Here is a 20898-nt window from a genome sequence, read left to right on the forward strand (position 1 = left end):
AATGCAGTTTATGCATAATGACATGGATGTCATATAGTAGAGCAATGCAGGAGCTATTGCCGAGGAGCATTTAACTGCCACCCCAGTCACTTATTAATATAACCGCCCAGCAGCGCTGCTATATCAATTAAAGTGGCTACCGCAAGTTTCACAGCAGTAAACTTGCCCAAAGGCTTCGTCGCTTGACGGCCGCACCCTTGTGCCCTTGGGGTATAAAAACCCTTCGTTTTGGGTATATTGACAATAGCTACTATTTTTCAGTTACTTCAAGTTTATCAATTGCAATTTTATAATTAGGGTTCTCAGAGTAGTCTGTGTAAACCTTTATAGCATCACAGTTTGCATTAATAGAGTTGAGCTGCGCTCTTCCTGTTGATTTGTGCTGTTTTCCATCACCTTTAACTGACAGTGTACTTTGTGACCCACAGGCACTAACATAAAGCTTGGTAGCAATATTATTTAAACCATGCACAATTATATCCAGTTTATATTGTTTGCCTGAGGTAAGTGGATAAATAAGTTCTCCATTTTGTAATGAGGAGCTACTTAAGTGAAACTCATTTTTTCCTTCACACATACTACTTTGGATAGGACCTGTTAGTTTTGCATTTCCTGTAGTCTTCCAACCTTTAAGTTTATCAACCTTTACAATGTCTTGACATATATCTGTGGAAGTGCCATCAGTATCAGGCCAATTATTATCCGTTGGAAAATTCGGGAAATCAGGAAAGTCGGGAAAGTCAGGAAAATTTGGGAACGACCAATCATCATTGTTTGGAAAGTGACTCGATAATGGCCAGTTATTATTTGAAACTTTTGTGCTATTTTTTTTAAAGTTAATTCCTGCGTGTGTTGTACACGAAGAATACCCAGTGCCTGATTTTTTACAGCTATCGCTATCGTTAAATGAACTGGCGTTAGAGGTTGCTGCTGATATAATTGAAAAAGAAATAATAGTACCAAAAATTAAATTTGTTTTGGTTTTCATAAAAAATTACTCCAAATAGAATATTGTTTTTTTTTGAAAGTGAGTTTTTTATAGTAATTAATGTATATTAAAAAAGTTGTGAAGTGCAGTTAATTGTAGTAATTATTTGTTTGCTGTGTTTAACGCTTTTATAAAAAGATAAGAGTTTTAATGGTGTGCATAAAGTTGTAAATAAGTTACGTGTAGGGTTTGACTATTATGAATAAATTGTCGCGAGATGTAATAGTATTATTATTAGAGGTGGTTGTGTGCTGCATGACTGTGTTCTATTCCTAAAATAAGTTGTGTTTGAGTTGTCAAATAAACAACTTGTATAGGTAGGATAAAACAGTATCAGTTATGCTTGACTCCAATAAGATGGCAAATTAGCAAATAATGATGTCGTGAGGCCATAATGAGAAGTGAAACATTTGTCGCATTATTGGTATTAAATTTTCTTGCCTTACAGGTATATGCAGAAGATATTGAAATGAATCCCATGTTTGGTGATAACAGTAATCAACTGGCTATTCATGGTGGTGAAAGTTTTAGAAGTGATGGTTTTGAAAAACTACATTTTGGAGCCATTTCCTATAGTCAACCTGATACTTTTTTTAGACTACCTGCTCGAAATAATATTGAGGTAGGTGCATATAAGGGGGATGGCAGCTTAGCAGAGTTTGATGTTAATTTTTTTGGTTTTTCAAAAGATGTAGCGTTACTCAGTGGGACTAATAGCTATCTTTCTTTAGGATTAGGTGCATATATTAAAGATAAAAAAACTGATCGGATTAGTTCAAAGTTTACATTTGGAGAAAAACTGGCTGTGGGATATCGATTTGATAATGGAATCAATGTTGAGTTGTTCGCTAGACATTTTTCAAATGGAGGATTAACAGAAAAAAACAGTGGACAAAATTTTGCTGGACTCTCAGTAGGCTATAGCTTTTAGCGTGAATATACCTTTCGCCAGTGATTTTTCGGTTTTGTTATCATCACGATAGTCCATTTATACCCAATACGAGTGGTTTTTAGGTGCGGCCATCGAGTAACGAAACCCCATGAGCCTATAAATAATAGGTGACTGGGCTGAGGAATGATGATAACAAAATCTAGAAATCATTCGTGAAGGGGATATGTTAGTCAAGAACACCGAGCGATATGTTCTTTAGCGTGCAGCAAAAACGACTAATGTATTGGGAACAGATTAGACCAGCTTCACTGGCCTGTCATAGTGAGCACTATGGATAGCGCACATAAAATGATTTGTGAAGGGTATAAATTGATTTGTCTGACAGTTGGCATATATTGTGAAGATCATTACTAATAAGTAATACAATTGCATGGATTTGAATTTATAAATCATGCATGTTAAGGTTTTGCCCCAAGCGGTTATCTACAAGATAGCCGCTTTTTTTTTGCGTGAATGGTCTATATACCGTGAAACTGCTAAGAAACAAGTTATAAGCTCGGTTTAATCTGAAGATGCAAGGCTGAGTGTAGTCAGTATTGTACCCACAAAATAGGGTTTAACTTAGAGAGTGTACATTATTATGAGTAAGGGTGTTTGTTGTGCAAGTAGACTCAACGCTAAAAGCAGCTGTTGAGCTGCGAAATATTAGTTTAAGCTTTGATAATCAGCCACTGTTTAAGAACTTGTATTTTGAGTTACCTACAGAAAAAATAACCGCTATTGTGGGAGCCAGTGGTTGTGGTAAATCTACTTTGTTAAAGCTCATTAATGGCTTGGTTCTGCCTGATGATGGAGAAATCCATATTTGTGGGCAACAGGTCTCTCATAGTGATCAAGCTGATTGGCGAAGACATATGGGGTATGCCGTTCAGCAAATTGGTTTGTTTCCTCATCTCAATGCGGCAGATAATGTCATATTGTTAGCGCAGCTTGAACAGTGGAGCTCATTGTCAATTCAGGAACGTTTGGACTACTTAGCAGATAAAATGGGGCTTGATCAGGCTATTTTATCTCGGTTTCCTCATGAATTGTCAGGAGGGCAAGCTCAACGTGTTGGGCTTTGTCGTGCCATGATGTTAAAGCCTCCCATTCTCCTGTTAGATGAAGCATTCTCTGCTGTAGACCCTATAACACGTATGGATATTTATCAGTATTTTTTAAGGCTACAGGAAACAGAGCCAAGAACGGTATTACTGATTACTCATGATATGCGTGAGGCAGTGAAATTATCAGATTATATTGCGGTTATGCAGCAAGGCGAGATCGTTCAGTTTGCGCCGGTAGAACAGGTGGTGAGTCAACCTGCCACAGATTATGTTGCTCGACTGGTAAAGGAGCATATTTAATATGAACCGGTGGCTTATCGTTTTTATCGTGGGCTTATTACTACCATTGCAGAGTCTAGCAAAAACAGTAGTAGTTGGTAGTAAAGCATTTAATGAAGGCTATTTACTTGGTGAGATTATTGCGCAAAAACTGACACATGACGGCTTTAATGTTGAGCGCAAACTAGGCTTGGGTAAAACAATTATTACCTATGAGGCTTTAAAACAGGGAGAAATAGATGTTTATGTGGAATATACTGGGACCTTAGCTCAAGCGATTTTGAAACTAGAAAATACACCTTCACCTAGCACGCTACAACAACATGCAAAGCAGGAAGGCATAAAGATATTACCTCGACTCGGTTTTAATAATACTTATGCTTTAGTCATTAGTGAACAAATGGCTAAAAAAAATAACATTTCCAAGATTTCTGATTTAGTTAATTATCCTGATTTAAACTTGGGCATAAGCCATGAGTTTTTAAAGCGTAAAGATGGTTGGCAGCCATTAGCAGCAGCTTATGGTTTACCTTATCAGCCCGTGGGTATTGAGCATAGTTTAGCTTATCAGGCGATTGCTAATAAACAAATCGCGATCACGGATGCTTACACAACAGATGGTGATATTGCTCGTTATCACTTACGGATTCTTAAGGATGATAAAAACTTTTTTCCGAGGTACGACGCCGTGCCCTTGGTTCGCACTGATGCTGATCCTGCATTAATCAAAAGCCTACAAGGCTTGGCTAATCATATTGATGAAGCCAAAATGCAGCAGCTGAATAGTCAGGTTGTTAATGATGATCAAAGTTTTGCAGAGGTTGCAGAACAATTTTTAACTGGCGAGGCTTTGATTCAAAAATCCAACACACAGGGTCTAAATAGTCCCTGGCAATCACTGCCTCGTTATATTATCGAACATTTACAGCTGACGATAGTGGCATTGATATGCTCCTGTGTAGTGGGGATTCCTCTCAGCATCGCTGTTTATCGTCGACCGCAAGCAAGTCGTATGCTGGTTTACTGCACGGGTTTATTACAAACGATTCCATCAATAGCGCTTTTAGCATTAATGATACCTTTATTAGGGATTGGTTGGGTACCCGCTGTAGTTGCATTATTTTTGTATTCTCTATTGCCTATAGTGCGCAATACATTAACAGCATTATTAACACTTGACCCAGTTATGCAGCAAGTCGCTGTTGGTATGGGCTTAACCCCTAGAGAGCAATTGCGTCATGTTTATATACCCCTTGCAGTACCTATGATTTTTTCGGGGATTCGCACAGCTGCAATTATTAATATTGGTACTGCGACACTGGCAGCTTTTATTGGTGCGGGTGGTTTAGGAGAACCCATAGTGATGGGACTTTCATTAAACGATACGACTTTAGTCTTATTTGGTGCTATTCCTGCGGCATTACTTGCTATTCTTACTGAGTGGCTGTTTGAAGGGGTAGAGCGACGTTTTATTCCTGCCCATCTGCGGAATACTTTGGGCTAGCGGTCAGGTCAATTGTATATAAAATTGCAAACCTACCTTTTGCAATCTTCCAGTCACATTTAAATAAACAGTAGTCATACTTTGACTTATGTCTGGATAAGACAAAGGCAGGGTAATGTACGTCGAACTGTTTGCCGCAAGGATGCGGTGATCAAGCCGCCAAGCAAGGATTTACGGCGTGTTTGACGAACATTATACGGTCTTTGGGCAAGGGGGACGTAAAGGCAAATTATATGTGATTACCGCTGAGCTAGTCGCCGATGCACAAAGTAATTGGCTTTGAAGGTTGTTATCTTACCTCACCCAGGGTGTTTAAAAAGTGCCAGCTGGCCCGTTAGAGTAGTGCTACGGATAGTGCGTATAAAACTGATTCGTGAAGAGCATACTCAAATGATTTAAATGTCATACTATTTTATTATATTTCAACGCGGTCGTTTGGTGTTTTTTTGATTGCTGGCGTTTCGTATTAGCCACTTTTTTGAAATCTAAACTTCACCTAATTAACTCTTTCTAAAAAATTATATTTTGTAAATAACATTGAAATTAGCTAAGCCAGGTGATGGCTGGCGCTATATCTATTTGTTGAGAAAAAATAGCAATAATTGTTATAAGGAATTAACACTATGAGCAGCAAATTTCGAGCTCGAACTCCTCATCATCGTCTTGCTACAACTCAGGATCTGCAAAATGCGATCAAACGTGGTCCGCTTGCTGAGTCTGAAAATCAATTACCCTGCCAGCCACGCCCCTTTTTGGCTGAGCTTCCTCCTGTGGGGGTTACATATCAACCACAACAGGATATTACAAAACAGTTAAAGCACGTTATTGATGATAACTTTTATGCTACATCTTTCGAAAATGCCATTAAGGAAGTCAGCAAGCAACGTATTCCAGAGCTTGATCGGATTAAGACTTTAGATCAGTTCTATTTTTATGTGGATGCATTGGCGACCTGGATTCCAGAAATACGAGTGTGGGATTGGTATGGAGAAGTTTTACATGAACGAACAGTGTATTTACGTATAACACAGTTTTATTATTACTTTAATCAGCCTCAGTTAGAAGCATTGCAAAGTCCTATTGAACCTCAGGAAGGGAAGGCGCTTTCACCTATTTCACTATGGTTGCGCAATTTTGCAGTAGAATGGGGTTCATTTTTAAATACAAGTGCTTCATCGGAATATTTATCATCCTTTAAATATGCACCTGAATATGCGTGGCAAGATTATGAAAAGTCACCAGAAGAGTACCCAAATTTTAATGCTTTTTTTGCTCGTCAATTTAAAGATATTAATGTCCAACGACCGGTAGCACAGCCTAAGAATGATAAAGTGATAGTCTTTCCAGCAGAGTCAACCTTTGTTGGTCAATGGGCGGTGAGTACAAAGGTTGGACCTCCGCTGGCTGCACCTCCCAGCATTGTGGTTAAAAACATTGAATGGTCTATTCGAGAGTTGTTGCAAGATAGCGACTATGCGGATGCATTTGAGGGTGGAATTTTTTGTCATAGTTTTTTGAACACATACGATTACCATAGGTTGCATACTCCGGTAGCAGGTAAAATATTAGAGGCTAAATTTATTCCTGGCCAGGTCTATTTGGAGGTTGAACTAACAGTAAATGCTGATGAGGAAGGCAATAAAGAACCCGCGAATATTGTTACTCCCAAACGGCTTCTTGATGCCGAGGACAATACAGGTTACCAGTTTGTTCAGTGTCGAGGGTTGTTAGTGCTGGAGTCCAGTATAGGAAAAGTGGCTATTCTACCGATGGGCATGGCTCAGGTTTCTTCAGTTGTATTTGTCACTCCAAGGGATGAAGGGCATCAACCTATTTTATTAACGGCCGAGGAGCAACAAAAGCTGGATTATAACCAGCAAGTATGTTTCCTCAATGAAAAAGTTCAGGGCTGTTTGGTGGGCAAAAACTTGAGTAAAGGTGAAATGTTTTCATACTTCCAGTTTGGAGGTTCTGATTGCGTAATGGTCTTTGAGCGTAAAGCAAACGTTAATATAACTGCTCAAACCAATGTCCACTATCCCATTAGAAGCCAGTACGCTATAGCTAACGGTTAAACTAAAAATATACGGCATTATAAACCTCTTATGATGCCGTATTTATTTAAGGTGGTTTTATAGTTAATATGTAATCACCTTGGAATAATAAGTTATTTTGTCTTGGCGTTAATTTTAAAAAAGGGATGTAGTTTTGAAGTTGAACTTTCGTAAAGCTGTAGAGAATGATCTTAGCGCTCTGGTAGAAATGCTGGCAGATGATGAGTTGGGAGCGAAGAGAGAAGATACATCACTGCCTTTAAATGAGGCTTATTTGCAGGCATTTAATGCTATTATTTTAGATCCTAATAATAAACTAATGATTGTTGAGTGTGAAAAGAGCATAGTTGGTATGCTGCAATTAACATTCATTCCATATTTAACCCATACTGGTTCCTGGCGGTGCTTAATTGAGGGAGTAAGAGTTCATAGAAATTTTAGAGGGCAAGGTTTGGGTTCTTGTTTCATTGAGTGGGCAGTAGAAGAAGCAAAGAAAAAAGGGTGTAGCATCATTCAACTCACAACTGATAAAAAAAGGCCTAACGCTATTAGATTTTATGAAAAATTGGGCTTTTATGCCTCTCATGAAGGAATGAAGATGAAGTTAAGCTAGGGCCTGTTAACTCTATTTGAATATCCCTGAGTTTAAAAAAAACCTGAATGTTAATAACATATCGACTGTCGCAGAAGTGCGGCAGTCGAAGAGACTATCCTTGTAATACCTACTGCCAGTTAATAGAGTTAAAAAAGATTAAATGTTCCTCGACAGCCATTATTTACCCAAAGTATATTATTACGTGTTCCCCAACTTTTTTCTTGTTGGCAGGCTGATTTTGAGTGTTGTTTATTCAACCATGCACCTTTTATTTGAAAAGGCACTGGACATTCTCGGTATTGGTAATTGTTGCTACTACATTGGAGGGTGACTGGGTTTACATTGAGCTTAGCAAGAACTTGGAATACGGCACGACACCCTTTAGTGGTGATGATTTGGTTATTGGTCGTTGACCATACACTATTATTACAGCTTGAGTTTGATAATTTTTTATGAACATTAGTGTGGACTATTTTTAAATCACCCAAGGTGCAGACTTCAGGTTGGTAGTTGTGGCTTTCACAGACAACGTAAAGGGTTTTATAGCCCGCGGCTTCTGCTAATTGGGTATCGTTCAAGTACCTTTGAATATCATTTGCTTCTAGCTGTTGGCCTAGAGTCGGTACACTTATTGCCAGACTACAAACTGTTAGCATTTTAGCTAAGTGGTTAAAAATTGTTTTGCGAACCATGAATGGGTTGCTAAAACGTAAATAACGCATGGTAGCGGTTCCTTGTGCTGATTAAGTTTATCCAGTTGTGTTTATCGCACAAGAGTAGTTATACACCAAAGCCATGACGCTATTGATAAAGGGAGGTGTTGTTTGTGAGAAGAATGCATGAGTATATATGGGTATATTTGGGTATATATCTTTCTTAATGGCGAACTGGTTAACAGTCATGAAGGATGTTTAATTCACATGCATTTATAAGACTAATGTTCGTAGTTTATGTGAAATAACCCATTTGTCCTTGATAAAAAATTCAGTATAGTGGCCCGCTTTATAAAGCATATTGATAGACTGTCAATCAGTTTTATCCAAGGCGACTCAATATTAGCCCAATAAAATAGGGTGTGTGCTGAACACAAAAGGAAGTAAGGACATAAAAAATGGTTATGCGGCTAGCGTTGTTTGTAGGGCTAATATTCGTAACATTATTTACTCGTGCGGACTGGCAGGTGGCAAGGTTAGTACCTGGACAACAAAAAGTTGTGTTTTATCAAACAAGCTCAATCCAAACTCAACCTGCTGGTTACTTATCTGCTTGTGAATACTATCTATATATTCCGATTCCAGGCAGAAAAATGGTTGTCATTCAGGATTGGCGCCAGGAACAGACAGGCTATGTGCCAAGTAGTTTTATACAACCATTAATGACACTGTCTGAGCAGGATCAGCGCCAATTTATTCGCACCTTATTACAACAGGAAGAGCAGAATATAAACCAGCGCCAGGATATTATCCCTGGGCATCCAGAATGTCGAAGTCACCACCTGCAACGAATGGACCCTGCTTTACCCTTTATTGTTGACCACTTTTGTCAGCACTATCAACCTGACTTAATGCGCTATTTTTTAACGGTGTTGAGCAGACTGGAAGAAGAAAACCCTCAGGCAATGATTCATGGACTTGCAGTGCAAACCTTACATCAGTGTCGTCCAGCGTTTACAGAAGTCCATTTGAATATTGCTCATCAAAACCTTAAGGACTACCTCAACCCGTAACCTGTTTACTACTAGGCTGAGCGCAGTATCTACTCGTGTTCAAGCCCCCCTCGGGTCAGTTTGAAAGGGTCAAGGAGCTGTTCCAGGTGCTCTTTACTTAATGAGGTGTTTTCTAGTGCTACATCGAGAACAGGTCGGTCCTGTTGATAGGCCTGTTTGGCAATCGCTGCGGCTTTTTCATAGCCAATAATTGGGTTGAGTGCGGTGACTAAAATTGGGTTACGGTATAAAGGTTGGTTAATGGTTGACTGATTAACTTTAAAGGTGGCAATCGCTTGATCCGCTAAGGTATTGGCACAATTACTGAGTAACTCAATACTTTGTAACAGGTTAAATGCAATCACCGGAAGCATCACATTTAATTGAAAATTACCTGACTGACCTGCCAAGGTAATGGTGGCATCATTACCCACCACTTGAGCTGCGGCCATCATTACTGCTTCAGGAATAACAGGGTTTACTTTGCCAGGCATAATGCTGCTACCAGGCTGCAATGCCTCCAAGGTAATTTCGCCGAGACCTGCCTGTGGACCACTGTTCATCCAACGTAAGTCATTACTGATTTTGATAAGGGCGATGGCAAGAGTTTTTAGCTGGCCTGAAAGCTCGACGGCAGTATCTTGACAGCTGATTAAGGTGAAAAAGCTTGGTGCCATTGTTAAGTCTAAGTTTGTTAACACACTAAGCCGCCCCATGGCTTCAGTTGCAAAGGCTGAGTGTGTATTAATCCCCGTGCCTACTGCAGTCCCGCCCAAAGCAATAGTATGTAAACGGGGTAGGACGGCGCGGATACGATTACGGCAATCATTTATTTGCTGGGCCCAGCCGGTTAACTCCTGACCTAGCGTGACAGGCATGGCATCCATGAGATGAGTGCGGCCCGTTTTAACTGTATGCATATGTTCGCTAGCACGCTGGGCAAGGCGTTGATGCAGGTGGGTCAAAGCTGGCAGTAGCTGATTGGCGATTTGTTGAGCACTGCTGATATGAATCGCTGTCGGGATGACATCATTACTGCTTTGTCCCATATTGACATGATCATTGGCATGTACGGGCTGTTCTTGCGCTTGAGAAGCTAAAGTGGCTAGCACTTCATTCATATTCATATTGGTGCTGGTGCCAGAACCTGTTTGAAAAACATCAACAGGAAACTGGTCATGGTATTTTCCGCGAATGATTTCAGTAGCAGCCTCACAGATTGCTTTACCAATGCTAGCAGGTAATAATCCCAGGCTTTGATTGGCTTCAGCAGCGGCATGTTTTATTTGTGCCAGGGCGACAATAAAGTGCGTTGAAAATGTTAAACCGCTGAGCTTAAAATTATCAATGGCACGTTGAGTTTGAGCGCCATAAAGGGCATCGATAGGGACTTCTAAATCACCCATGCTGTCAGATACGGTACGAAACTTGTCTTTCATAATAATTTAACTCTTACCGCGCTTATTGAATTTTACGCTTGATGAGTGCAGTCATGTTAAGCGAGTAGTTTTTGATATTCAGTAATGGATGGTCCACCGTCATGACTACGATTATTGAGCACTTGCTGTAAATAGTGATGATCAAAATGGCTAGCCGCCGGGATACTAAGAATATCGGGCAGTCCTTGGTTTTGTGGTTGATGACGTTTGCGCATGATTAAATTGGCAAGTATTAATAACGATGTGTAGTCTTGTTCATTTGAAGACTGATACTGCCATTGGCAACTGTGTTTCACCGCAGCACAAAACTCAACGGGAAAATTCCATTTTTCTAGAATAAAATGCGCAATTTGCTGTGTTTCATCTGGGGTGAACTGATTGGCTAGCTCTTCAAAATAATCATGATGAACACCATAACTTAAAATGGCAAGCTGACCTAAAAAGTTTATCATTCCCAATAGTAGGCTTGCTTCAGGGTTTAGTCTTTTAGTTTCTTTGGCGATTAAGTAACAAAGACTACCAACCTCAGCACTTTGCAACCAGATGTTTCTCATGACCTTAAGGACAAAACTATTACTTTCAAATTGCACTTCACTCTGACAGTAATATTCCATCAATTGCATGCAGGTATCGGTGCCCAGGGTTTTTATTGCTTCAGTCAGTGTACATACTGGTTGATAAGGGCTAAACAAAGGCGTATTAGCGGTTGACATTACTTTGCAGCAAATAGCTAAATCAAAGGCAATGGTTTGTGCTAGTGCTTCAATGGTGGGGGCTTTTAAGTTCTGCTGCTTGATGAGCTCAATCGCTTTGGGCAGTGACTGTAAAATAGTTTGTCCTGATAAGATTTCTTGGGCGATCTGTTGCTCCAGACTTTGTTCTTGACCGCCCCCTCTGGATTGCCGGAGGCGAAGAAATCGAGCTAATTTATCATGTTCAAAAATAATAAGTTTAACAGCTGTTTTGGATTTTCCAGAGAATTGGCGGGGGCGCAATCTTGCGAGTGGCGCAACGGCGGTAGGGGTGCCTCCTTTAATTTCTTTACTACGCTCATCGGCCGCAATTAACTCTATAGTGCCATCAACAAGGAAATAGTCATGATTATCTTGTTCACCTAAATTAAAAATATTCTTATTTTTAGGAATTTCTACGAGTGAGCCTGCATGGCTTAAAAGAATTATATCTGCCTGATTTAGTGGTTTGAAAATATCAAACTGTTTAAGATCAAGGTTAGGGGGAATCGCCTGTATTGCAGTCATGACAAATCCTTTGTAATGTGTTTCGTTCCATGGTCTGACTTAAATTGTAGACATAAATAGTGCAAATCGGTAAAAACCTCGTAACTTCTATGCCACACGTTCCGTCCACCCATTACTTGTTATCTTCCTGCCAACAAAACGCGCCAGGTCAAACGGTCGTTGACCGCTTTTGGATGCAATTTGCCCTTCAGCAGGCCCGGCTTGCAGCACAACAAGGGGAAGTCCCTGTTGGGGCTGTATTAGTAAAGCATGGACGGCTACTCAGTGCAGGGTTTAACCAGCCCATTTCACAATGCAACCCAACCGCTCATGCGGAAATCATGGCGCTACAACAAGGGGCTGCTGTATTACAAAATTATCGGTTGTTGCATTGTACACTCTATGTAACCCTTGAGCCTTGTACTATGTGTGCTGGCGCACTGGTACATAGCCGTATACAACGTTTGGTGTATGGTGCCTCAGAACCGAAATCGGGTGCTATTAAGAGTAAAAACCAGTTGTTACAAGCAGATTATATGAACCATCAGGTTGAGGTAACGGGGGGGGTGTTAGCCGATGAGTCGAGTGCATTACTACAGAGTTTTTTTCAGTGGCGGCGAAGTGCTCGTAAACAATTGAAGCAGAATAACAAACATACATCAGATAAGGCGTAAATGGTGTTAGACGCCTGTTAGTTAACTTTTATGCTGCTGGCTTTATCTGGCTCATAAATCCCTGGGGAATGGGCTGCTTGAATGGTCGTTGAGGTTTCATCTTTAGGGACTGTTAGCCATTGCAGTAAATCATAATAGCGACGAATATTTTGCACATAAAGCACAGGTTCGTAGCCACGGGCATAACCATAGCGGGTTTGACTGAACCATTGCTTTTTAGCCAGCAGCGGTAAACTTTTTTTAACATCAACCCACTTATTTGCATTACCACCCAGCTTTCGGGTAATTTCACGTGCATCCTGTAGATGACCAAAGCCAACGTTATAAGCTGCTAGCGCCATCCAGGTGCGATCAGGCTCTTTAATTTCTTCGGGGAGTCGCTTTTTAATTTTCTGAAAATATTTTGCACCACCTCTAATGCTTTGCTGAGGATCTAGCCTATTTTTAACACCCACTTCTTTGGCGGTGGGGCGGGTTAGCATCATAAGTCCTCTAACCCCTGTTGGGGATTTTGCTCTGGCTCGCCAGTGCGACTCTTGGTAGCCTATTGCCGCAAGAAGTCGCCAGTCCATTTCATACTTTTTAGCGACACGCTTAAACTGTTTTTCATGTTTGGGTAAACGCTTATGAGTTTGTTGAATAAAGGTTTTAACGCCAACATAGTTGAGCTGATCGACATGCCCATAAAAGCGTTCATTTAATTGGTCGAGTGTGCCGTTTTTACGTATTTTCTCAAAGAACTGCGTTATTCGTGCTACAAATTCGGCATCAGTGTTGGGAGAAAGCGCCCAGGCGAGCTGTTCACTGGGTTGTAAATCAAATGCGGAGCGGACTTTAGGAAAATAAATATAATTCATAGCCAGCACATTAGAATCGACAATGGAGTAATCTATTTCCCCATCATTGACCATTTTTATAAGGTCCATGGCTTCATGCTCAGTGGTTGACTCCCATGTCAGATTAAGCGTTTCACTGGCTTCTTTCAGTCGCTCTTCATGACTACTGTCTGCCATAACCATTACCCGCTTACCTACCAAGTCAGCAAGTGATGTAGGTCGTGACTGACTTGTATTATATATAAGGCTCAAATTAACGTTCATATAGGGGGGACCAAAGCGGACTCGTTGTTGTCGGTCTTTGGTAATGCTTAAACCCGCAGCGGCAATATGAAAGCGGTGTTCATGGGGACCTGAGCTAATGGAAGCAAAAATGTCCTGCAGCGAATTAGCCGTCACGAGTTTTAGCTCGACACCTAAATCTTTGGCAAACAATCTGGCCAGCTCATACTCAAAGCCAGTGGGCTGGTCTCGCCACTGAAAATAGGTAGTAGGACTATTACGGGTAATTACCCATAGAGTATTGGACTGTTTTATTTGATCAAGGGTGCTGACTGGTTGTTCACAGGCGGCGAGTAACAGTACTACAGGTAGTATCAAAAGCTCCCGTGACCAACGCTGGTAATATGTAAGCCAAAACCAATATTGCTGAACCATGCACCTAATCATTTGTATTTAAAAATTAATATTAACTGATACGAACAACATTTGGAAAACTCTTAAGCGATATTCTAAAGAGAACAGTGGCGAGACGGTGGCTGTTAGTGAGCTTATCCAGTATGATTAGCGCCCGACAGAATACCTGTTCTGGTTAGTGGTTATGCTGGTTTGTCCTCGTACCTGACGAGTCCCTGGGTACAGCAACATGCTGATACTTTACAAGCAGACGATAAAGAAAGAGGTCCGAATCTACCATGCTTGAATTGCGCGGTGCACCTGCTTTGTCCGAGTTTCGCCGGTTAAAATTACTTGCTGAAGTCCGGTCAAAAGTGCCAAAAATCACAGATTTATACGCCGAGTTTCGCCATTTTATCCACCTATCATCCCCCCTTTCTTCCCCTCAATTACAGCTCCTTCAGCGACTTCTTCAATATGGACCGAAAAGAATCAGTCATGATTTAGACGGCTCCTTGATTCTTGTGACACCTCGTCCTGGTACTATTTCCCCCTGGTCCAGCAAAGCGACAAATATTGCGCATAACTGTGGTCTTCATAACATTCAGCGCATTGAACGAGGAACACTTTACAATTTATTAACAAGTGATCCATTGACGACTGAAGACAAAATAGCCGTCAAGAGCTGTTTGTTTGACCGGATGACGCAGACGGCATTTGATGATGTGGTTCTGGACAGTATGACACAGGCTGCGCAGTTATTTGCAACCACTGAACCTGCACCTCTTGCCACCGTGCCTGTTTTAGGTAAAGGACGTGATGCCTTGGTACAGGCGAATCAACAGCTTGGCTTAGCCTTGGCTGATGATGAGATTGACTACCTTTTGGCGAGCTATCTGCAGCTTCAGCGTGACCCCACTGATGTTGAGTTAATGATGTTTGCGCAAGCTAACTCAGAACACTGCCGACACAAAATATTTAATGCTCAATGGACGATTGATGGTGAAGAGCAGGATCTCTCGCTGTTTGCCATGATAAAAAACACTTACACCATGCATCAGGAAGGCGTGCTATCCGCTTACAGTGATAATGCTTCTGTAATACAAGGATTTACTGCTGATCGTTTTTATCCTGAGTCTGAAAGCAAGGCATACGAATATCATCGTCAACCCGTTCATATTTTGATGAAGGTTGAAACCCATAATCACCCCACGGCCATTGCACCTTATCCAGGTGCTGCAACAGGCTCAGGAGGGGAAATTCGTGATGAAGGTGCTACTGGCCGCGGTTCTAAACCGAAAGCAGGACTTACAGGTTTTTCAGTTTCTAATTTAAATATTCCTGGCTTTCAGCAACCTTGGGAAGTGCCTTATGGCAAGCCGGATCGGATTGTTTCGGCTTTGGCTATTATGCTGGATGGCCCATTGGGCGGTGCTGGTTTTAATAACGAGTTTGGTCGTCCCAATCTGTGTGGTTATTTCCGTACTTATGAGCAACATATCCCAACGAAGCAGGGCGCAGAGGTAAGGGGGTACCATAAACCTATTATGCTGGCAGGAGGTCATGGCAGCATAAAAGCTGAACATGTTAATAAAGGGGAAATCCCTGTCGGTGCAAAGCTGATTGTGCTTGGTGGTCCAGCCATGCAGATTGGCCTGGGTGGGGGAGCCGCCTCTTCCATGGCCTCAGGTGAAGCCGAAGCTGATTTGGACTTTGCTTCCGTACAGCGGGATAACCCGGAAATGGAGCGACGCTGCCAGGAGGTGATTGACCAGTGCTGGCAGATGGGAGCAGATAACCCCATTGCTTTTATTCATGATGTGGGCGCGGGTGGTCTTTCTAATGCGTTGCCTGAGCTGGTAAATGATGGGGGATGTGGTGGTAAGTTTGAGCTGCGGGCTGTTCCTAATGATGAACCTGGCATGTCACCACTTGCTATTTGGTGTAATGAGTCACAAGAGCGTTATGTACTTGCTGTTGCACCTGTAGCACTGGAAGCCTTTATCGCGATCTGTGAACGAGAGCGTTGTCCCTATGCCGTGGTAGGTGAGGCAACTAAAGTAACCCATTTAACCTTGACAGATAAGCACTTCAAAAATAAGCCAGTGGATTTACCACTTGATGTGTTATTGGGTAAACCACCTAAAATGCATCGCCATGTTCAGCGCCGTGAAGTGAGCTTACCGCCCTTAAATGTTTCAGGTGTGCGACTTGAGGAGGCTGTAGAGCGTGTGTTGAAGCTCCCTGCCGTGGCCAGTAAGAGCTTTTTGATCACGATTGGTGATCGTTCAATCACGGGTATGGTGTGTCGGGATCAAATGGTTGGGCCTTGGCAGGTGCCTGTGGCGGATGTTGCTGTCACCTCAACCACCCTGAATAGTTACACAGGTGAAGCGATGGCTATGGGGGAGCGAACTCCTCTTGCGGTATTAGATGGACCTGCCTCAGGAAGAATGGCCATTGGCGAAGCCATTACCAACATTGCTGCTGCACGGATTGATAAGCTCAGTGACATTAAGCTATCGGCGAACTGGATGGCTGCAGCCGGCCATGATGGTGAGGATGCTGTACTGTATGACACCGTGAAAGCGGTGGGTATGGAACTTTGCCCGGAATTAGGTTTAACCATTCCAGTGGGTAAAGACTCTATGTCTATGCGTACCCAATGGCAGGAACACGGCGAAGAAAAGTCAGTGACGGCGCCAATGTCACTTATTATTTCTGCTTTTGCGCCAGTGCAAGATGTACGACATACCTTAACACCTCAGCTTATAACTGATCAGGGGTCGACGAAGTTAATGCTTATTGATCTGGCAGGAGGATGGCAGCGGTTGGGTGGTTCGGCCTTGGCACAGGTCTATAGTCAAACAGGTGATCAGTCTCCAGATGTGGATGAACCTCAGCGCCTAAGCCGGTTCTTTGTGGCTATCCAGCGACTTAACCAGGAGCAGAAGCTGCTGGCTTACCATGACCGCTCCGATGGTGGGCTGCTTGCTACCTTAGCTGAAATGGCTTTTGCTGGACATACAGGTTTGCGTATTGCACTTGATAGTTATGTGCCTCAACAAGAAGCGATGATGTCTGGGTTATTCAATGAGGAATTAGGTGCTGTTATTCAGGTCAGAGCAGCGGATGAGGAGTACGTTGAGTCTGAGCTGGTAAAAGCAGGTCTGGAGACTGCTTGTATACACCACTTAGGCACCGTCAGCGATGATCAACAGCTAGTCTTTACGTTTGAGGACATAGTGGTGCTGGAAGGCTCACGAGTGAAGTGGCAGCAGTGGTGGGCTGAAACCAGCTATCGGATTCAAGCATTACGGGATAACCCTGAATGTGCTCAACAAGAGTTTGACCAATTGCTTGATGAGCAGGATCCAGGTTTGTCTGTAATTACTTCGTTTAAACCTCAAAAGGATGTTGCAGCGCCTTTTATTAACTCAGGGTACAGGCCATCTATTGCTGTGCTGCGAGAGCAGGGGGTGAATGGGCAGGTAGAAATGGCAGCCGCATTTGATCGCGCAGGCTTTATGGCTGTTGATGTTCATATGAGTGAGATCCTTTCGGGGCAAGTAACCCTTGACCAGTTTAATGGACTGGTGGCTTGTGGTGGATTCTCTTATGGTGATGTATTAGGCGCGGGTGAAGGTTGGGCGAAGTCGATTCTATTTAATCGGCGTGCCAGGGATCAGTTCGTTGAGTTTTTTAATCGCGAAGACAGTTTTACCTTAGGGGTATGTAATGGTTGCCAAATGCTTTCCAACTTGCGGGAGTTAATTCCTGGGGCTGATGCCTGGCCACACTTTGTACGAAATCAGTCGGAACAGTTTGAAGCACGTTTTTGTCGGGTTAAGGTCGAGTCATCACCTTCAATTCTATTGGCAGATATGGAGGACTCATTTTTACCAATTGCTGTTGCACATGGTGAGGGCTATGCTGAATTTGCATCTGAGCAAGCACGGCAACAAGCCGAGTCAGAAGGGATCATTAGTCTACGTTACGTAGATAATTATGGAAAGGTAACAGAGCAATATCCTGCTAACCCTAATGGATCTCCAAAAGGTGTTACTGGATTAACAACAACTGATGGTCGTGTCACGATTATGATGCCGCATCCTGAGCGTGTATTCCGGGCTGTTCAACACTCATGGCATCCACCTGCATGGGGAGAAGATGCACCTTGGTTAAGAATGTTTCGTAATGCCAGAGTGTGGGTTGGCTAGCCTAGGTGGGTGAAATATCGAGTATTGTTGTTTTGCTATACTTGAGGCGGTCAACTGTTAATACATTTCGTTATTGATATACTGGTAATGAAGTGTATATCAGTGGCTAACCTATAATCGTGACTTAGAATTAAACAGGCACTGGTCATCAATCAGTGCCTGTTGCCTGAACAAGGAGCAGTTCATGGCCCAGACTACACTACACAGAGTGCATGCTTTTACTGATCGTAATGAAGGCGGTAACCCCGCAACCGTAATATTAGATGCTGATCAGCTTTCATCAGAAGCCAAGCAGGAAATTGCTCATAAGTCCGGCACTTTTCGTACCGCATTTGTATCACACTCAACAGTCGCTACAGTAAAAATCGAATTTTTTACTCCACAAGCCCAAATTGCCCATAGTAGTCATGCCACACTTGCTGTGTTTAGTTTGTTGCGGGAGCAAGGCAAGTGGCAGTCCTCAGAAGCTACGAAAGAAACCATTGATGGTATTCGTAAGGTGTATTTTGAAAATGACCAGGTATTTATTGAGCAAAAATCACCGGTTTTTCATGCGCCATTGGATATCTGGCAGGCTTATGACGAGCAGACATTATTAGAGGGACTTAACCTGAGTAGTCGGGATTTACTAACGCCGTTACAACCTGTTATTGGCGATACAGGTAACCCTTTTTTGCTGATTCCGCTAAAAAATGCAGCAGTATTAAAAAAAGCGTGGATTGTAGATGAAACGCTTAAACAATACTCTGAATACCTTGATGTGGTGGGTTGCTATTTGTTTTCCTTGGATGTGAAGCAGCAGGGGCATGACGCCAGTGCACGTTTATTTGCACCTCGTTTTGGTATAAAAGAAGAGTCTGCTACGGGGGTAGCCGCAGGTGTGTTAGGTGGCTTTTTATATGAATTTATTAATATGAAAAAGTCTCAGTTTAGCATCGAACAAGGGCATTATTTACAGCCACCATCCCCCTCATTATTGCAGGTTAAAATTGAAACCGTACAGCAAGAAATCGCACATGTCTATGTGGGTGGATATGCTCAACTTGATACAAGTAAAATAATTAATTACTAAAAAAAGTTAGATTATATGCCCATAATATACCTAATACGAATGGTTTTTAGGTGCGGCCATCGAGTGACGAAGTCCCATGAGCCTATATTAATAGGTGATTGGGGTGAGGTGTGAAGATAACAAAACCTAGAAACCATTCGTGAAGGGTATAAATATTCTTCATACCCTAAAAATGATTTGTGAAGGATATATGTCCCTTAAGACTTAAGGGGGGGCAGGGGAAAGGGCAAGGAAATTATTACTCGATTCCGAAGTTTTTAATGCTTGCAAAACTAAAAGCTCCAAGACTCAGTGTATACATAGTTAGTAAACACTTGTTGTCACATGGCAGCCTATTTCTATAACTTATTGATTTATTTCAGAAATAAAAAAGTCAAGAAGAAAAAACTTCGGAATCGAGTATTAGGGATAAAGACACAAGGGCTGAGTGAATGGGTAAAAGAATTATAGTCGTGCATGGACGGGCAACTAAACCGAAAGAAAATGAAAAATACCGGCTGGTATACAAAGCATTGTGTCATGGCTTGTCGAGATATTCTGAGGAAGTTGCGCAGGCAGTTATCAGTAAAGTAGTTCCTGTTGAGTTGGTTTACTATGGTGATGTTACTAATGCCATAATATGGGCTTCCCACCAGCGACCAAAGAAAAAAATAGTAACTGATTTCCTTAAAAGGTGGGAATATAGTTATGAGCCAAACGGTCGTTATGATGCAGCAATGGAATCATTATTTGATATAAAACAGCAATCCTCAGATGCTTACTCGCACTTAAAGTTCCAGCTTAATCATTTTTCAAATACAAGCGACAGTATTAACTTTATTAGTCATGTCGTTAATTTGCTTGGGATTAATGATGAAATTATAAATGCAGTTATGCCAGATTTGGGTGCATATTTTAGATATCGAACTATTGGCTCTATGATTCGGCACAGGTTGCAGGAAATACTCGTCCCAGCACTGCATAAAGGTGATGATATTTGCATTATAGCACACAGTTTAGGTTGTGCCGTGACATATGATGTGCTTTGGAAGTTGTCTCGTATGAGTGAATATCAAGCATTGCATGATAAAAAAGTGAATTTATTTATCACCGTTGGTTCCCCCTTAGCTGAACCTGCTGTCGCAAAACAACTGTATGATGTTCATGAGCCAGATGATGGCCGTTATCCAAAAAATATCAGTGAGTGGCATAACTTCTCTGCGGCAGATGATTATGTTGCTCGCGATTTACGCCATGCAGATTATTTTTATCCAATGTATCAACGCCAACTGGTGGAGCTTATCCAGGATCATATTGTGTATAACTTTTGGGTTGGTGAGCATGGACTCAATCCCCATAAATTTTATGGCTACCTTGATAACCTAAGTGTCACTCGGATAATTGCAGAGTGGTTAATGCATTGACACGTTAATAATTCTGTCACTCGATTCCGGAGTTTTTAATGCTTGACTAGCTGGGTAAGATGGTTCTGAGAAGACTGGACTACAGCCAGGGCTCCTTTTCTTCGCCTTGCAAAGAACGATCAACACCCCGACTGCAGACCAGTTGTGTAGTAATATACCGCTTCTGTCTATCAATAGCGACTACTAGACGACGGTTTGTGATTATTAACCCTACACCACATGTAAAGAAGTTTGTTCAAGATATCAGCGGTGTTTTAGCCGCTTCTCAGCAATCTGCT

The 20898-nt window shown here is 41.9% G+C and carries 16 protein-coding genes; 11 read left to right on the forward strand and 5 right to left on the reverse strand.

Going from position 1 to position 20898, the window contains the following annotated elements:
* Positions 1-250 precede the first annotated feature (250 nt).
* Positions 251-988, reverse strand: a complete 738-nt coding sequence (locus F607_RS0116905; RefSeq protein ID WP_027709048.1) for a hypothetical protein — start codon at positions 986-988, stop codon at positions 251-253.
* A 394-nt stretch (positions 989-1382) separates the two neighbouring features.
* Here F607_RS0116905 and F607_RS0116910 point away from each other — a divergent pair, with 394 nt between their 5' ends.
* The 5 genes from F607_RS0116910 to F607_RS0116935 all read left to right on the forward strand — a co-directional run bounded on the left by F607_RS0116910 (position 1383) and on the right by F607_RS0116935 (position 7436).
* Positions 1383-1919, forward strand: coding sequence for an acyloxyacyl hydrolase (locus F607_RS0116910; RefSeq protein WP_051311575.1), 537 nt, complete (start codon positions 1383-1385; stop codon positions 1917-1919).
* Positions 1920-2539: 620 nt separating this feature from the next.
* Positions 2540-3286, forward strand: a complete 747-nt coding sequence (locus F607_RS0116915; protein WP_051311576.1) for an ATP-binding cassette domain-containing protein — start codon at positions 2540-2542, stop codon at positions 3284-3286.
* Position 3287: 1 nt separating this feature from the next.
* Positions 3288-4769, forward strand: coding sequence for a glycine betaine ABC transporter substrate-binding protein (locus F607_RS0116920; protein WP_027709051.1), 1482 nt, complete (start codon positions 3288-3290; stop codon positions 4767-4769).
* 623 nt (positions 4770-5392) lie between these two features.
* Positions 5393-6844: a phosphatidylserine decarboxylase gene (locus tag F607_RS0116930; protein ID WP_027709052.1), complete on the forward strand. Its 1452-nt coding sequence runs from the start codon at positions 5393-5395 to the stop codon at positions 6842-6844.
* A 133-nt stretch (positions 6845-6977) separates the two neighbouring features.
* Complete coding sequence (locus F607_RS0116935; RefSeq protein WP_027709053.1) at positions 6978-7436, forward strand: GNAT family N-acetyltransferase; 459 nt, start codon at positions 6978-6980, stop codon at positions 7434-7436.
* 128 nt (positions 7437-7564) lie between these two features.
* Here the strand turns inward: F607_RS0116935 and F607_RS0116940 are convergent, their stop codons facing one another.
* On the reverse strand, positions 7565-8140 hold the full coding sequence (locus F607_RS0116940) for a DUF3011 domain-containing protein (RefSeq protein ID WP_027709054.1): 576 nt from the start codon (positions 8138-8140) through the stop codon (positions 7565-7567).
* 389 nt (positions 8141-8529) lie between these two features.
* On the opposite strand from F607_RS0116940, the gene F607_RS0116945 reads away from it, so the two are divergent.
* The gene (locus F607_RS0116945; RefSeq protein WP_027709055.1) at positions 8530-9144 is read left to right on the forward strand and encodes a hypothetical protein; all 615 of its coding nucleotides are present in this window, start codon (positions 8530-8532) and stop codon (positions 9142-9144) included.
* Positions 9145-9173: 29 nt separating this feature from the next.
* Here the strand turns inward: F607_RS0116945 and F607_RS0116950 are convergent, their stop codons facing one another.
* The gene (locus tag F607_RS0116950; protein WP_027709056.1) at positions 9174-10562 is read right to left on the reverse strand and encodes a class II fumarate hydratase; all 1389 of its coding nucleotides are present in this window, start codon (positions 10560-10562) and stop codon (positions 9174-9176) included.
* 56 nt (positions 10563-10618) lie between these two features.
* Positions 10619-11821 carry an HDOD domain-containing protein gene (locus F607_RS0116955; protein WP_027709057.1) on the reverse strand — a complete coding sequence of 401 codons (1203 nt, stop codon included), beginning with the start codon at positions 11819-11821 and terminating at the stop codon, positions 10619-10621.
* 89 nt (positions 11822-11910) lie between these two features.
* Between F607_RS0116955 and tadA the strand changes: the two genes are divergently transcribed.
* On the forward strand, positions 11911-12474 hold the full coding sequence (tadA, locus tag F607_RS0116960) for a tRNA adenosine(34) deaminase TadA (protein WP_084611295.1): 564 nt from the start codon (positions 11911-11913) through the stop codon (positions 12472-12474).
* 17 nt (positions 12475-12491) lie between these two features.
* Here the strand turns inward: tadA and mltF are convergent, their stop codons facing one another.
* Entirely contained in the window at positions 12492-13967 is a 1476-nt protein-coding gene (gene mltF / locus F607_RS30175; protein WP_051311577.1) for a membrane-bound lytic murein transglycosylase MltF, read from the reverse strand.
* A gap of 257 nt (positions 13968-14224) precedes the next feature.
* On the opposite strand from mltF, the gene purL reads away from it, so the two are divergent.
* The 4 genes from purL to F607_RS35175 form a co-directional block, all read left to right on the forward strand.
* Positions 14225-18145, forward strand: a complete 3921-nt coding sequence (gene purL / locus F607_RS0116970; RefSeq protein WP_027709059.1) for a phosphoribosylformylglycinamidine synthase — start codon at positions 14225-14227, stop codon at positions 18143-18145.
* A 184-nt stretch (positions 18146-18329) separates the two neighbouring features.
* Positions 18330-19217, forward strand: a complete 888-nt coding sequence (locus F607_RS0116975; RefSeq protein ID WP_038291674.1) for a PhzF family phenazine biosynthesis protein — start codon at positions 18330-18332, stop codon at positions 19215-19217.
* A 431-nt stretch (positions 19218-19648) separates the two neighbouring features.
* The gene (locus tag F607_RS0116980) at positions 19649-20620 is read left to right on the forward strand and encodes a hypothetical protein (protein ID WP_027709061.1); all 972 of its coding nucleotides are present in this window, start codon (positions 19649-19651) and stop codon (positions 20618-20620) included.
* A gap of 59 nt (positions 20621-20679) precedes the next feature.
* Positions 20680-20898 (forward strand): hypothetical protein (locus F607_RS35175; protein WP_211233661.1); only part of this gene is annotated, 219 nt, incomplete at its 3' end.

This window comes from Zooshikella ganghwensis DSM 15267, assembly GCF_000428585.1.
GTDB lineage: Bacteria > Pseudomonadota > Gammaproteobacteria > Pseudomonadales > Zooshikellaceae > Zooshikella > Zooshikella ganghwensis.